Annotated in this window: 12 protein-coding genes; all 12 read right to left on the bottom strand. The window is 59.8% G+C overall.

What is annotated here, in order from left to right:
- Window positions 1-31 precede the first annotated feature (31 nt).
- The 12 genes from murG to E7002_RS03700 all read right to left on the bottom strand — a co-directional run bounded on the left by murG (window position 32) and on the right by E7002_RS03700 (window position 14,689).
- Window positions 32-1,126 (bottom strand): undecaprenyldiphospho-muramoylpentapeptide beta-N-acetylglucosaminyltransferase, encoded by a 1,095-nt coding sequence (murG, locus tag E7002_RS03755; protein ID WP_303727549.1) that lies wholly within the window; start codon window positions 1,124-1,126, stop codon window positions 32-34.
- A gap of 3 nt (window positions 1,127-1,129) precedes the next feature.
- Window positions 1,130-2,488: an FtsW/RodA/SpoVE family cell cycle protein gene (locus tag E7002_RS03750; protein WP_303727548.1), complete on the bottom strand. Its 1,359-nt coding sequence runs from the start codon at window positions 2,486-2,488 to the stop codon at window positions 1,130-1,132.
- A 34-nt stretch (window positions 2,489-2,522) separates the two neighbouring features.
- Entirely contained in the window at window positions 2,523-3,989 is a 1,467-nt protein-coding gene (gene murD / locus E7002_RS03745) for a UDP-N-acetylmuramoyl-L-alanine--D-glutamate ligase (RefSeq protein WP_303727547.1), read from the bottom strand.
- A 4-nt stretch (window positions 3,990-3,993) separates the two neighbouring features.
- Complete coding sequence (gene mraY / locus E7002_RS03740) at window positions 3,994-5,043, bottom strand: phospho-N-acetylmuramoyl-pentapeptide-transferase (protein ID WP_303727546.1); 1,050 nt, start codon at window positions 5,041-5,043, stop codon at window positions 3,994-3,996.
- A gap of 1 nt (window position 5,044) precedes the next feature.
- Window positions 5,045-6,487: a UDP-N-acetylmuramoyl-tripeptide--D-alanyl-D-alanine ligase gene (gene murF / locus E7002_RS03735; protein ID WP_303727545.1), complete on the bottom strand. Its 1,443-nt coding sequence runs from the start codon at window positions 6,485-6,487 to the stop codon at window positions 5,045-5,047.
- A 6-nt stretch (window positions 6,488-6,493) separates the two neighbouring features.
- Window positions 6,494-7,978, bottom strand: coding sequence for a UDP-N-acetylmuramoyl-L-alanyl-D-glutamate--2,6-diaminopimelate ligase (locus E7002_RS03730; RefSeq protein ID WP_303727544.1), 1,485 nt, complete (start codon window positions 7,976-7,978; stop codon window positions 6,494-6,496).
- 13 nt (window positions 7,979-7,991) lie between these two features.
- Window positions 7,992-9,620, bottom strand: a complete 1,629-nt coding sequence (locus E7002_RS03725) for a penicillin-binding protein 2 (protein ID WP_303727543.1) — start codon at window positions 9,618-9,620, stop codon at window positions 7,992-7,994.
- A gap of 114 nt (window positions 9,621-9,734) precedes the next feature.
- Window positions 9,735-10,190, bottom strand: coding sequence for a hypothetical protein (locus E7002_RS03720; protein WP_303727542.1), 456 nt, complete (start codon window positions 10,188-10,190; stop codon window positions 9,735-9,737).
- A gap of 51 nt (window positions 10,191-10,241) precedes the next feature.
- On the bottom strand, window positions 10,242-11,207 hold the full coding sequence (gene rsmH, locus E7002_RS03715; protein ID WP_303727780.1) for a 16S rRNA (cytosine(1402)-N(4))-methyltransferase RsmH: 966 nt from the start codon (window positions 11,205-11,207) through the stop codon (window positions 10,242-10,244).
- An 18-nt stretch (window positions 11,208-11,225) separates the two neighbouring features.
- Entirely contained in the window at window positions 11,226-11,654 is a 429-nt protein-coding gene (locus E7002_RS03710) for a division/cell wall cluster transcriptional repressor MraZ (RefSeq protein WP_303727541.1), read from the bottom strand.
- A gap of 383 nt (window positions 11,655-12,037) precedes the next feature.
- Window positions 12,038-12,952, bottom strand: coding sequence for a site-specific tyrosine recombinase (locus E7002_RS03705; protein ID WP_303727540.1), 915 nt, complete (start codon window positions 12,950-12,952; stop codon window positions 12,038-12,040).
- 132 nt (window positions 12,953-13,084) lie between these two features.
- Window positions 13,085-14,689, bottom strand: a complete 1,605-nt coding sequence (locus tag E7002_RS03700) for a CTP synthase (RefSeq protein WP_303727539.1) — start codon at window positions 14,687-14,689, stop codon at window positions 13,085-13,087.
- Between the last annotated feature and the right edge of the window lie 187 nt (window positions 14,690-14,876).

Genomic DNA, 14,876 nt, shown 5'->3' with positions numbered 1-14,876 from the left:
TTTTGGAAACACCTATTCTAGACCGCTGCGTCTAGCGTGTAGCGCCTATCACAACATCTGCCAATTTGCCTGCCGCCTCAGTCGTCTGAAACGCAGCAGCCGCCGCATGCATGCCCTCGCGCACCGACGCGTCGTCGACGAGTTTCGCCAGCAACACGGCAAATTCAGAAGACTCCACCTGGTCGTCGGCGATCATATACGCCGCACCAGCGTCGACGTACTCGCGCGCGTTAGTGGTCTGGTGGTCGGCCGTGGCATAAGGGAACGGAACGAGCAGCGCGGGAATGCCCAACGCGGAAATCTCGGCCAGCGACGTAGCACCCGAACGGGAGACCACGCAGTCGCATGCAGCAAGCACGTCGCCCATGTGATCCTCGTAGCCCACAACCGTCCAGCGCGACTTCAGCTCTTCGGGAATATCGAGCTGTTCGCACACGGTGTCGTATTCCTTCGGACCCGTAATGTGACGCACGTAGAGATTGGGGCGCTTCAGCAGTTCGCGAGCCTGCTGACAGAGCGCCGTATTGATATGGCGCGCACCCAGGCTTCCGCCGAATACCACGAGCATAAGGGCGTCCTCGGGCACGCCCGCATACGCACGACCCGCTTCGCGCGTGGCTTCGAACACCGACGAGCGCACAGGATTGCCCGTAACCACGAGCTTGGAAGCGTCCCCTACCGCATTGCCGGCAACGCGGTACGTAAGCGCCACGGCTGCGGCCTTCTTCGACAGGTACTTATTCGCCAGGCCCATGATGGAGTTCTGCTCGTGCACTACCACGGGAATGCCTAGCTGCTCTGCAGCACGGCCCACGGGAATGCACACGTAGCCGCCAAAGCACACCACGCAATCGGGCTTCACCTCGGTAAACCAAGCGCGAGCCTTCTTCGTGGAGGAATTCATGAGGCGCAGGGCCTTCACGATGGTGGCAGGATGGTTGCGGTTGAACCCCGTGGCGGGAAACGCCGTGAACGGAATACCAGCCTGGGGAACCAAGCGGGACTCCACGCCTTGGGGCGTACCCGCGAAATACACGGTATGGCCACGACGCTGCAGCTCGTCGGCGAGGGCAAGCGCGGGATTGATATGGCCGGCGGTACCACCGCCGGAAACGACGATGTTCATTGTCTATCTCCTTCTACGGGACCGCTGCGTTGAACGTGAGGAGCGCGAGCTACTCGTATTGCGCGGCCTTGTCGATGAGGAACGCGGACGTTCGGAAGAACGGCGGGGACGCTGCGAGGAGCGGGAAGACGTGCCACGCGACGAAGACGTCGGGGATTCCGCGCGCACAACGCGCAGGTTCTCGCGACGCTTCTGGTACAGCCCCGATTCGCTGCCCGACGCGAACGATACGGAAAGAATCATGCCCACAAGCAGATACGAGCCAATCATGGACGAGCCACCCGAGGAAATGAACGGCAACGGCTTGCCCGTAGTGGGCAGAAGGCCGATGACGCAGCCAATATTCAGGAACGCCTGGAATACGAGCATGATGGTACAACCGCCGGCAATCATGGTGCCGAACAAATCGGGGGCATTACGTGCAATGCGCAGGCCCGCCCACAGCACGCAAATGAACAGCGCCACGATGACCACGGCACCCACCAAGCCAAACTCCTCGCCAATGATGGCGAAAATGAAGTCGGTCTCGGCTTCAGGCAAATACAGGTACTTTTCCGCGGAATTGCCCAAGCCCACGCCGAACAAGCCGCCTTCGCCAAACGCATAGAACGCGCGAATGAGCTGGTAGCCAGATCCGTACGGGTCGGCCCACGGGTCCAGGAACGCAAAGCGGCTGGAGCGATAGGCCGCCGAGGCGATGCCGAAAATGGCAACGAGCGCAATGAGGATGAGGAAAACCACGAAGTAGCGAATCGGCACCTCGCCCAGCCACAAAACGGCGACGATACCGACCAAGCAGATCATGGTGGTACCAAGGTCGGACTGCGTAACGAACAGAAGCCCCAAGGGCAGGACCACGAGCAAGCCAGCGCGAATGAGCGCCTGGCCCAGGTCTATTTCACCCTCAACGAGTTCGGCGTACACGCGAGCCGCCATGGCCAGGAAGGCAACCTTGGCGAATTCCGACGGCTGGAAGCTGATGGGGCCAAGGGAAAGCCAACGCTGTGCACCCAGCCCCACCGTGCCAATGAGGGCCGTGAGCAAGAGCAAGATGATGGTGCCAAGCATGAAGGCATCGAGCAGGCGTCCGCGCCAGCGGTAATACGGAATGAAAATCGACATAGCCGCGCACATCACCAAGCTGAACAGAACGATGCCCAGTTGCTTGAACAGATAGCTGGTGACGCTGGCGTCCTCGTTTATGGCTTCAATCGTGGAAGACGAGAAGACCATGATCAGGCCGAATACCGTCAGCACGATGACCGAGGCAACCAGGACCACGCGCGGAATGACAACATCACGCGAACCGCCGAACAGCACCGACGAAGAACGTCGTGCACTGCCGGCCTGGGATGCAGGCAAAGAAGAGTTTTTCCTATCGCGCGCCATCTGCTACCTATGCTTGGGCCCGCTGGGCAACCATCGCCTTGAACACGCGACCGCGCTCCTCGAAACCCGAGAACTCGTCGAATGATGCGCACGCAGGGGAAAGCAGCACGATGTCGCCTTCCTGGGCGTGGCTCAGGGCCTCGTCGAGGGCATCTTCCAGATGGTCGGCCAGATAGACCGGAATGGTGGCCGCCCGGAACGCTTCGGCGAAACGATCGCGCGAAGCGCCAAACAGAACCACGGAGGCACAATGCTCGTTCGATTGTGCTACCAGCTCGTCGAGCGCGGTAAGCTTGTCGGTGCCGCCCAGCAGAACGATGGGACGACGCGGGTCGAAGGCGGCAAGTGCCTTGAGCGTGGCATCCACGTTCGTAGCCTTCGAATCGTTGTAGCAGGATACGCCATGAATCTGCCCACAGCCCTCGAGTCGGTGCTCGAGCGAGGAAAACGTGACGAGTCCCTCGGCAACCGCTGCGGGAGACGCACCTGCGGCAAGCGCGGCAGAAGCGGCGGCAAGCGCGTTAGACACGTTGTGCTCGCCAGGAATAAGCAGGTCGGAGGCCTTGCAAAGCGCATGCTCCTCCCCACCCAGGGCAACCACGAGCATACCGTCGTCACGCAGGAACGCGGCATTATCGCTGCCGCACGCAGAGCGCATGTCGCCCGCAATGCCGCTGGCAGCTCCCACGGGAACGTAGGCAAAACCGCGCTCCTGGGCAGACTGTGCCTTCAGCGAGCGAACCGTGGCACGCACGGTGTCATTCACGGCGTCGAGCACCGCGGTGGCATTCGGGGTGGCAGAAAGGTTGGCCAGCACCTTCAGCTTCGCATCGACGTAGTTCTGATGCGTTCGATGCCAGGTAACGTGATCGGGCGTGATGTTCAGCAGAACGGCAACATTGGGCGCAAAGCGCACGGTGGAAGCCAGCTGATACGAGCTAACCTCGGCAACGTAGACATCAGTCTCGCCCAGACGCACAGCATCCAGGCACGTATCGCCAATGTTGCCCACGGCATTCGCCTTCATGCCAGCATGTTTCAGCAGGTGGGCAATGAGCGAAGTCGTGGTGGTCTTGCCATTGGTGCCCGTAATGGCCACCCACACGGAGCTTTCGGCGCTTTCGCGCCACGCAAATTCAACTTCGCTGATGATCTCGGTGGAAGCCGCCTTCGCGGACAAATAGAACTCGCTGAACTCGGAAATACCAGGCGAGGCAATGCACAGATCGTACGATCCGCTAATAACCTGCGTATCGAATTCGACGGTTGCACCCGCTTCCTGGCACGTGCGTGCAAAGGCGATGGCGTCCTCGTTCGAGGTGCCGCCCGCAATGTGCAGCGACTCGACGCGCGTGCCAATAAGACTCGCGCAATACGAGGCTGCGGCCTTGCCGCTCTTGCCAAGACCCAAAATGAGAACGCGCCCCAGATGTGCCGGGGCGCTCTTACGACCGGAGATGAAACTTGAACCCATGCGTTTACACTCCCATTTCCACGAGGGATTCCGCAAAATAGATGATGAAGCCAATGGCTGCCAGCGTGCCCGAGACGATCCAGAAGCGGATGACCACCTTCACTTCGCTCCAGCCCTTCTTCTCGAAATGATGATGAAGAGGAGCCATGAGGAAGATGCGCTTCTTGGTGCGCTTGTAGTAGAACACCTGGATCATGACGGAAAGGGCCTCGGCCACGAACAGGCCGCCCATGACCAGGGAAAGCACTTCGGTCTTCGTGAGTACGGCCAGACAGGCAAGCGCCGTGCCCAGAGCCAGCGAACCGGTGTCGCCCATGAAGATGTCGGCGGGATACGCGTTGAACCACAAAAAGCCAATGCAGGCGCCGCACAGAGCGCCGGCAAAAATGGACACGTCGAGCATGTCGGAACGATACGCGATGATGGCCATGAACAGCATGACGACCATGACCGTGCCGCTGGCCAGGCCATCCAGACCATCGGTGAGGTTCGTGGCATTGCTCATGCCGGCGATGAGCACCGTCACGAACAGCACGTAGAGCCACGGGATGGAGATGCCATCGCCAATGGGCAGCACCGTGGTAAGCACGCCCATGTCGATGTCGACCACAAACGGAATGCTCACCGTGGGAGCAACGCCTACCCAGTTCACTGCAGCGATAACGAACACGATGGCAATGAGGAACTGAACGGCCAGCTTTCCCTTCGGAGAAACGCCCTCGGTGTTCTGGAAGCGAACCTTGGAATAGTCGTCGATGAGCCCCAAAAAGCCCGTAAGCAGCGTGGCTGCAAGCAGCAGTATCGTAGCCGGAGTGAAGTCGTTGATGAGAACGACAGCAACGAGCAAGCCCACGAGCATGACAAGGCCGCCCATGGTAGGCGTACCCTGCTTGATGAGATGCGTCTGGGGGCCATCGTCGCGCACCTGCTGGCCAATGTGGTCGCGCTTCATAAGGCGAATGAACGCGGGCATGGCCACCAGGACGACCACAGCTGCCACCACGGTTGCCAGGAACAGCTGGAACGACGGATAGGGAGCGTAAAGATTCAGCATACTAGGACACCAGTCCTTCAACGACAACTTCAAGGCCCACGGAGTGCGAGGCCTTCACGAGCACGGCATCGCCCGCATGGAGCGAGCCTTCAAGCTGGGCAAGCGCGGAAGCAGCATCGTCAACGCACGAGATGGCGCTTTCCGCTAGACCCTCTTCGGCAGCCGACTGCGCTATGATGCGCGCCAGCGGCCCCACGCAAATGAGGCGGTCGAGACCCGCCTGGGCAGCAAGCTTGCCCACGCGACGATGACCGTCTTCGGCAAACGAGCCAAGCTCGCCCATATCGCCCAATACGGCAACGCGACTACCCCGCGTGCGCATGGCGGCAAACGACGTAAGCGACGCGCGCATGGAATCGGGATTCGCATTGTACGCATCGTCGATGACGATAACGCCCGAGGGCGCGGTAATGACATTCTGCCTGCCCGTCTGCGCCCGCGCTTCACCAAGCACGCGCGCAATGAGAGCAGGATCCATACCCGCACTTACGCCGCACGCGGCAGCCGCACAGGCATTGTGTACGTTATGCACTCCCGGCACTGCCAAAGAGCACGGCGCACTGCCCGCGGGCGTGTGCAGCACGAAGGAAGCGCAGCCATTGTCGGCAACCTGAATGTCGGACGCCCACACCGAAGGACGCAGCGACTCGGGGCGCTCTTCAGGTGCGCAACCCGAGCCGTCAAAGTGAACGAGCGTTGCACCATGCTCGTTCACCTGGCCATATTCGGCAAGCTGCACAGCGAAATCGTCGCTGGAATTCACGAAGGCCAAGCCGCCTTCGGGTACCGCGAATAGGGCCTCGGCCTTCGCATGAGCAATGCCATCGCGGCTGCCAAGCAGCTCGATATGGCTTTCCCCCACGTTGGTGACGAGCGCCCAATGCGGCTTCACGAACGTGCAAAGCTCCTGCAGTTCGCCCAGGCCACGCATGCCCATTTCCACGACAACGAACTTCGTGTCCACGTCGGCACGAAGCACGGTAGCGGGAACACCCAGCTCGTTATTCTGGTTACCCTGGGTAGCCACGGTAGAACCATGCGCCGAAAGGACGTCACGCACCAGGTTCTTCGTGGTCGTCTTGCCCGAGGAGCCCGTTACGGCGATAACCGTGCCCTGCAGCTTTTCGCGCCACGCAGCAGCAAGCTGCGTAAACGCAGCTTGCACGTTGGGAACGAGCACAAGCGCAGCGCCAGCCTGAGCGATCTGGGCTTCCTCAGCTTCGGGAAGTCGATGCTCCACCAAGCACGCAACGGCACCAGCCTGCGCGGCTGAAAGGCAGAACGTATGGCCGTCGACGCGCTGACCGCTAATGGCAATGTAGAGCGTCCCTGCTTCGACGTGGCGGGAATCCCACGTAAACGAGGTGCAGGTCGCCTGATCCTGCACCCCATTGCAAATGCTTCCGCCCGTAACGGCGGCTATTTCTTCGGGGGTAAAACGCATGAAAACCTACTTCTGGCCAAAAGCCCTCTCAAGCTCTTCCGCCACGACTTCCGCGTCGGAGAAATGAAGCGTCTTGCCGCCAATGAGCTGGTAATCTTCATGGCCCTTACCTGCGACCAAAATGCTGTCGCCGCTATTCGCTTCCGCGATAGCACGCGCAATGGCGCTGCGACGGTCGGGCTCCACGCAGAAGCGGCCTTCGCCCTCGCCCATGCCGGCCACGATGGCGTCGATGATGGCGTTGGGGTCTTCGGTACGGGGGTTGTCCGACGTGACGACGACGTAATCGGCGGCAAGCGACGTGCGACCCATAATGGGGCGCTTCGTGGCATCGCGATCGCCACCGCAGCCAAACACCACGATGGTGCGACCCGAAGAAAGGTTCTTCACGGCCGAAATGGCCTTTTCAAGGGCGTCGGGCGTATGTGCATAGTCGACGAATACCGACACGCCCCCGTCGTGCTGCGCGGAAATGCGCTGCAGGCGACCGGGCACCTGCGGAGCGGACTTCAGGGCATCGACGATGGTGTTCGCGGGGATGCCCAGCTCGAGGCCAATGCCAAACGCAAGCATGACGTTCGAAACGTTGAAGCGACCAACAAGCGGATAGGTAAACGCATAGCGATTGCCACGCACGTCGAGCTCGATGTCGGTATGCGTGGTGGCATACGTAACGCTCACGGGGTGAATGAGTGCCTTCTCGTCGAAGCCGGTGGAGATTACCTCGTCACCCGCAGCGGCGCAACGACGCAGCAATTCCTGGCCCCAGGCGTCATCGATGCAGATGACGCGCTTGGCAGGATAGTCGGAAGAAAAGAGCAGCGCCTTCGCCTCGAAGTAGGCCTCAAACGTCTTGTGGTAGTCGAGGTGATCCTGCGTAAGGTTCGAAAACGCGGTAACCGCGAAACGGGTACCCCACACGCGCTTCAGGTCGAGCGCGTGCGAGCTAACCTCCATGGCAACGGTGTCGCACTTCGCATCGCGCATCTTGGCGAACAGCGCCTGAAGATCACACGATTCGGGCGTGGTGCGCTCGGCGTGTTCGAACTGCTTGTCGATGCGCACGCCCACCGTGCCAATGACGCCCGTGCGCGCAAGCGCGGTGTGGGCGATATGCTCCACCAGGTAGGTGGTAGTGGTCTTGCCATTCGTGCCGGTAATGCCCACCAGGTCGAATGCGTTGGCGGGATGGCCATAGAAGTTGGCCGCGGCCTGCGCCATGGCCTTGCGTGAATCGGAGACGATGACCTCGACGACATCGGTTGCGTCGGCAAGATACACCTTGCGCTCGGCCACGATAACGCGTGCGCCATGGTTGATGGCGTCCTGCGCAAACGAATGACCGTCTACACGCAAACCGACGATGCAAAAGAATGCATCGCCGGAAGAAACGGTATTGCTGCTATAGGAAAGCCCTTCGACGACTTCGGAATCGTTGCCGATGATGGTGCAATCGATTCCCTCGAACAGCTCCCTGCATGTCATTCCCATAAAAGCCTGTCCTTTACTGAGCGGCGATTTTGTAGTGGTTTATAGCAAACGTCATTATATCCTTAAAGGCAGTGGCAGTAGACCGGTCGCCGGGAACCTCCGTTACCCCTACAAAACAGACCAAATCGGAATCGGTGTCGGGCAAATAGCCGATGAAGCTGATGTCGTACGACCCTTCCACATACGTACCCGAATCGTCGGCATACTGGGCCGTGCCCGTCTTACCCGCTACGCTGTAGCCATCGATTGCCGCCTTCGTACCCGTACCTTCAGTAACAACTGCCTCCAACATGCCCGTAAGGCTGTCGACCGTGCTGCTGGTGATGAGCTTCGTGCCCTCGTACGTTGACTCCTCGCCCGTTTGCGGGTAGCTCAACAGGAAATGCGGCTGATAGGCCACGCCATCGTTCGCCAAAGCGCCATAGAAGCGTGCCATCTGCAACGGCGTCACGGAAATACCCTGGCCGAAGCTCACGTTGTACGAGCGAACAAGCGACCAGGTGCTCTGCTCGGTGCAGGAACCCGCCGATTCACCTGGGAAGTCCACGCCCGTCTTCTGAGCGAAGCCGTACTCCAAAATCTTGTCGTAGAGCGGCCCGAACCCGAGTTCAGCGGCGGCGAGTGACGTACCAACGTTGGACGATTCCGCCAAGATCTGCGTGAGCGTGAACGTCTGCGACGCGCGGGTATGGGCATCCGACACGGTGTACTCGTCGGCTTCCAAGTACGCGGGGCAGTAAATCTCGCTTTCAGGCGTGAGCACACCAGCCTCGAGCACAGCAGCCATGGTCACGCTCTTGAAGATGGAGCCTGGTTCATACATCGTGTTAATGGGCATGAGCGTCGTGGCGCCCTCCTCCACCGTGGAACGGTCGGAGGGATTCAGGTAGGGCGTGGAGGCGATGGCCAAGATCTCGCCCGTGGCACCATCGTAGATAATCGAATCGCCACGATTGCCTTCGATATCCGACACTGCCTGGGTCAGGCGCTCTTCGAGATACTCCTGCATCTCGATGTCAATGGAGACAACGATGTCCTGGCCATCGGTAGCGGCAACCGTCTGCTGCTGGCCGCCAGCAATCGGGTAGCCACCCTTGCCGTACTCGGCAACGATTTCGCCATCTTCGCCCGAAAGGACGTCATCGTAATACAGCTCCAAGCCGGCAATGCCGTTGCCATCGGTATCGCACAGGCCAATGACCTGCCCCGCCGTTTGGCCATACGGATAGACTCGCTTCGAATCGCTTAGGAAGTACACGCCGTCGTAGCCCATGTCCTTCAAGGTGCTCGCCACATCCACGTCGGCCTTCTTGTACAGGTACACGAACGTGGAAGTCGATGCAAGCTTCTTCGTATAGTCGGACTTCACGCCACCAAACAGCTGAACGAGCGTATCGGCCAGCCCACTCGGGTCGGTCACTTCGGAGGGATTGCAGTAGATGGTGGTTGCATCCACGCTCGTGGCAAGCACGTTGCCGTTTCGATCGTAGATAGTGCCGCGCTTGGCCTCCACGGTGATGGTCTCCGTACGACCCGAAATGGCGGTCTCAGCGTTTTCAGGCCCCACGATGAGCGTAAGGTAGGACAGACGCCCCACAAAGAAAAGCACGACAAGCAGAAACAGTCCAAACACGACTGCCATACGCATAGACGGGTTACCCGCCACCACATAGGGCGCGCGTTGGCGCGACGACGAGGCGCGATCGCGCGAGCGATTGCGTTGGGAGGTTCTACGGGAAGACGCCATGGGATACGGCTAGATTCCTGCCGCGGCCGAAAGGCTAGCCGAAAGCGAGAGATTGCCCTGGCCATCGTAGGTAACGACATCGGTATCAAGCGTAACGCTCTCAACGGAGGAAGCCTCCACCAGACCCAGCTGGGACGCACGCTCCTTCACGTGACTGGGGGAAGCCAGCACGCTCTTCTGCACCTGCAGCGATTCGCTGCTCGAACGAATCTGATCGACCTGCGAAGAGGTGACCTGGGATTCCAGCAACGTATTCACCGTGGCGGCCGTGAACCATACGCGCACGCATGCCACAACGGCGAACACCATGAGCACCGCGAAAGCGGCCTTTACCACGGTAACGAAAAGAGGAGAAACGGCATCGGCCTGTCGCGTGCCGGGAACGACGCGAACCTGCGTATTGCGTTCGCGACGCGGTTGAGCCGAAGCGGCGTCGTACCTATATGCTCGAGCGGCGGTTGCCAATGGTATCCCCTCCTTCCGAGGTTGATTCGTTTCGGCCCGCGCTCGCTAGCATCACGAGACGGGCAGCTTCTGGGCAACGCGAAGTTTCGCGCTGCGCGCACGGGCGTTCCGTGCGACTTCTTCGTCCGACGGCAAGATGGGCTTGCGCGTAAGGACCTTGACTATCGGCACATTGCCGCACACGCACACCGGAAAATCCGGAGGGCATGTGCAACCCTTCGCGTATTCGGCGAAGGTGTCCTTCACAATGCGATCTTCCAGCGAGTGATAGCTGATGACCGCAATGCGACCCCCTGGGGCAAGCCAACGAATCGCAGCTTCCAAGCCGCTGCGCAGAACATCGAGCTCGGAATTGACCTCGATGCGCAACGCCTGGAAGGTCCGCTTGGCGGGATGACCGCCGCTGCGGCGCGCCGACGCGGGGATGGCCGCTTTGATGATTTCCACCAGCTGATCGCTCGTGGTGATCCTCTCGCGCTCCCGAGCCGCCACGATGAATTCCGCAATGCGACTCGCCCACTTCTCGTCGGAATACGTACGGATGATCCGAGTGAGATCTGCTGCGTTATAGGTGTTGATGATCTCTTCTGCGGTTAAGGTTTGTTTACCCGGATCCATCCGCATATCAAGTGGCGCCGTCTCCTTGAAGGAGAAGCCACGAGATGGCGTATCAATCTGCACGCTCGAAACACCCAGGTCGAACAAGAAGGCATCGACCTCGGGAACTTCGGCTTGCAGGAGAAGGTTGTCCATCTCCCCGAAGTTACCGCGCAGTAGGTGCAGCTCGGGGCGCTGCTCGTCGGGAAGGGCCTGGAGCCGAGTTCGAGCAGCCGCAAGGGCTACTTCATCCTGGTCGATTCCGATAAGCGTTCCCTGCGCACCTATGCGCTTTGCCACTTCAAGGGAATGCCCTGCCCCGCCGAGTGTTGCGTCCACGAATGTGTGCTGTGGTTTGGGGTCCGTGTATTCGAGGCACTCGGCGAGGAGGACGGGGGTATGCCGATATTCGCTTGTCATATTGCTCACGTCTTGGTCCTAATCGCTGAACAGATCGGAGAAATCGATGCTGTCCATGAACTCGTCCCAACGCTTTGCATCCCAAATCTCCAGGTGGTCGTCGTTACCCGTAAGCACGACTTCCTTTTCCAGGTCAACGGCTTCGCGCAGGTCGGCGGAAAGGCCGATGCGACCCGAGCCATCCACTTCCACGTCGCGAGCGCGTGCATTCAAAGCACGACGCAGGTTAACGTGACGGGAACTCGTAGCCTTGTAGCCACCCTCGCTCTCGAAGAACGAAGCAACCCACGCGCTGAAAGCCTGGGGCTCGAACACGTAGAGGCATTCCTTCTTCGGGGACAGGGTTACCTTGAGATTCTTCGGAAGCACCTTCCTAAAGTCGGAGGGCATGGACACACGGCCTTTGGCGTCGAGCTTGTGATGATGCTCGCCAACCAGCTCGGTCATGCTGCCTCCTTCCTGGAACCGCTTCAGTGATTGACATTCTATCCCACTTCGCCCCACTTTTCAACACAACCATGCCCCACGACCACATAACCATTGGGTTGATATGGGGTTATGTATTCCCCATTTTTCAGCTCAAAACAACATGCAGGGCCAGCAAAAGACCTGGAACTAGATATAGTGGGGCCTTGTGTAGAACTAAAGTGGGATGAAGTGGGATGAATTTGAAGACCGTATGGTGCACGGTGGCATAAGGTTACGAAAATGAACTAATGCATGCGATTTCAGGGGGATTTCGCGTCTCGTAGGGCACTCTTCGACAAAGGGGAATCCTCCCCAAAGCGTCAGCCGTGGCCAAGGCCCGACCGAAGTATGGGATGCGTGACCTAATGCGCGCGAGGATGCGCGTGCAGATATTCCTCGACCAAATGCGCGCGCTGCACGTGCGTGTAGATTTGCGTGGTGGAGATATCGGCATGCCCCAGCATGTCCTGGATAACGCGCAAGTCGGCACCACCCTCCAGCATATGCGTGGCACAGGAATGACGCAGCGTATGCGGGTGCAGGTTGTCCACGCCTATCGCCTGCCCCGCCTTGCGCACCAACGCGTGCACCGCTTGGCGGGTAAGCCTACCGCCGCGGGCATTCAGGAACACGGCGCTCGTTGGCTGAGTAGCGCGCGCAAGGAGCGGCCTACCCTCGGAAAGATAGGCTCCCAGCGCGCGCTCCGCCGCACCCGAAATGGGAACCACGCGCTCCTTGCTGCCCTTCCCCATTACCAGCAGGAAACCGTCGTTCAAGTGAACACGGTCGACATCCAGGCCACACAGTTCGCTCACGCGCAGCCCGCAGCCGTACAGCACCTCGAGAATGGCACGGTCGCGCAGCTCGCGCGGCGTATCACCGCAGAAGAGATCGATCATGCGACAGGCCTGCTGCACGCTGAGCACGTCCGGCAGATGCTGCGGCTTGCGCGGCAAGCCCACCGTCTCGGTTGGGTTGACCGTGGAGTACCCCTCGCGGACCAGGAACTTATGAAACGTCTTCAACGCGGAAAGAATGCGCGCCATGGTGGAGGGCGCGTAATGGAGCCCATCCTTCAGATAGCGCTCGAAGTCTACGACCACCGTACGCGTAACCTGGGAAAAGCTCTGTGCGGGGGCAATAGGGCACCCAAATGCAGGGTTCGTAAGATAGCGCAGATAGATAGCTAAATCATGCTCGTATGCCTCGACCGTGAGCTCGGCGGAGGCGCGTTCCACACGCAAGTATGAGATGAATTCGGCAATGATGTCTTCCATGCGCCCAGTGTACTACGCTCGACGCATGGCACGGGAAACGCCCCAGTAAAAAAGATCGGGCTGGAGAGGAGTAGCTCCAGCCCGACATAACGGCATGCTATGAACGTCGCATGCGCATACCCAAAGGAAACCTTACGCCCCGGCGTTTTCCTTCGACGCCGAAACGAAACCAACGAACAGAGGATGAGGCCTGGTGGGACGGCTCTTGAACTCGGGGTGACCCTGGCTGCCCACGTACCACGGATGGTCGGGAACCTCGATCATCTCGACCAGGCGCCCATCGGGCGACTGACCGGAAATGACCAGGCCAGCTTCAACAAGCGCAGGACGGAAGGCATTGTTGACTTCGAAGCGATGACGATGGCGCTCGTAGATGACGTTCTCGCCATAGGCTTCGAACGCACGCGTATCGGGAGCAACCGTGCAGGGGTACGCGCCCAAGCGCATGGTACCGCCCTTGTCCTCCACGTCTTCCTGCTCGGGCATGAGGTCGATAACGGGATATGCCGCTTCCTCATCGAACTCGGAAGAAGTGGCACCTGGCATACCGGCAACGTGGCGTGCGAACTCGCACACGGCCGCCTGCATGCCCAGGCAGATGCCCAGGAACGGAATGTTGTTCTCGCGTGCGAAATGGGCGGCGCAGATCTTGCCCTCGAAGGCGCGCTGGCCGAAGCCACCAGGAATGAGGATGCCGTGGGCATCGCCCAAAATGTCACGCACGTTCTGCTCGTTCACCGTCTCGCCATCGACGAGCTGAACGTCGACGTTCACGCCATTGGCCACGCCGGCGTGACCCAGCGCCTCGATGACGGACAGGTATGCGTCGGGCAGGCTGACATACTTACCCACCACGGCGATCTTCACCGTGGAAGAGCAGCTGTTCTTGGCGTCGAGGAATGCCTGCAGCGGAGCCAGGTTGATGGGCTTCGCCTCCAGGTTCAAGCGCGCGAGCACGGCCTCATCGAAATGCTGCGCATGCAGGCCCATGGGCACGTCGTAGATGCTGGGGGCGTCGGAGCACTCCAAAACGTCTTCAGGAGCAACGTCGCAGAACAGAGCGATCTTCGCGCGGACCTTCTCGGAGACTTCATGGTCGCTGCGGCACACGATGAAATCGGGCTGCACGCCCATGGAACGCAGCTCCTTCACGGAATGCTGCGTAGGCTTCGTCTTCACTTCGTGAGCTGCAGAAATGTAAGGCACAAGCGTACAATGCACGAACACGGAATTACCCAGACCCAGTTCCTTGCGGAACTGACGCGCCGCCTCGATGAACGGCTGGCCCTCGATGTCGCCGATGGTACCGCCGATTTCCACGATGACGATATCGGCCTGCGTCTGCTCGCCCACGCGACGCAGACGTTCCTTAATGGCCTCGGTAACGTGAGGAATGACCTGCACGGTGCCACCCAGGAAATCGCCGCGACGCTCGCGTGCGATGAGGGTCTTGTAAATGGAGCCCTGCGTGAAGTTGGAAGCGCGGGTAAGGCTCTCGTCGATGAAGCGCTCGTAATGGCCAAGGTCGAGATCGCCCTCATGGCCATCGTCGGTAACGAACACCTCGCCATGCTGAAAGGGGCTCATGGTGCCCGGGTCCACGTTCAGGTAGGGATCCATCTTCTGCATGGTTACGCTGTAACCGCGAGCCTTCAGCAAGTGGCCCAAGGACGCAGCGGTGATTCCCTTGCCCAACGAGGAAACGACGCCGCCGGTAACGAAGATATATTTGGACATGATGCTCCTCACGATAGAATTCAGCAGGAGCGTATCGCGTCCGCGATACGCATGCGGCGCACGCGGACAGCACTAAACCACGCGGCACACACGTCTTTCTATTGTAGCGAGCGCGAAAGCGTCGGGCGATAGAGAAGGGCACGTGTTAACACATGCGTAACAAAGTGCTAAAACTAACGGGTGCAAT

The organism is Denitrobacterium detoxificans (assembly GCF_015062615.1).
In the GTDB taxonomy this organism is placed as follows: Bacteria; Actinomycetota; Coriobacteriia; order Coriobacteriales; family Eggerthellaceae; genus Denitrobacterium; species Denitrobacterium detoxificans_A.
The sequence above is the reverse complement of the archived record's forward strand: the minus strand, read 5'-3'. Positions and strand labels throughout refer to the sequence as shown.

Excerpts from the sequence above, each read along its gene's own strand:
- mraY (WP_303727546.1), bottom strand. The coding sequence starts at position 5,043 with ATGCTGAATCTTTACGCTCCCTATCCGTCGTTCCAGCTGTTCCTGGCA.
- rsmH (WP_303727780.1), bottom strand. The coding sequence starts at position 11,207 with ATGACAAGCGAATATCGGCATACCCCCGTCCTCCTCGCCGAGTGCCTC.
- murG (WP_303727549.1), bottom strand. The coding sequence starts at position 1,126 with ATGAACATCGTCGTTTCCGGCGGTGGTACCGCCGGCCATATCAATCCC.
- E7002_RS03725 (WP_303727543.1), bottom strand. The coding sequence starts at position 9,620 with ATGGCAGTCGTGTTTGGACTGTTTCTGCTTGTCGTGCTTTTCTTTGTG.
- E7002_RS03700 (WP_303727539.1), bottom strand. The coding sequence starts at position 14,689 with ATGTCCAAATATATCTTCGTTACCGGCGGCGTCGTTTCCTCGTTGGGC.
- E7002_RS03705 (WP_303727540.1), bottom strand. The coding sequence starts at position 12,952 with ATGGAAGACATCATTGCCGAATTCATCTCATACTTGCGTGTGGAACGC.
- murF (WP_303727545.1), bottom strand. The coding sequence starts at position 6,487 with ATGCGTTTTACCCCCGAAGAAATAGCCGCCGTTACGGGCGGAAGCATT.
- murD (WP_303727547.1), bottom strand. The coding sequence starts at position 3,989 with ATGGGTTCAAGTTTCATCTCCGGTCGTAAGAGCGCCCCGGCACATCTG.
- E7002_RS03710 (WP_303727541.1), bottom strand. The coding sequence starts at position 11,654 with ATGACCGAGCTGGTTGGCGAGCATCATCACAAGCTCGACGCCAAAGGC.
- E7002_RS03730 (WP_303727544.1), bottom strand. The coding sequence starts at position 7,978 with ATGGGAATGACATGCAGGGAGCTGTTCGAGGGAATCGATTGCACCATC.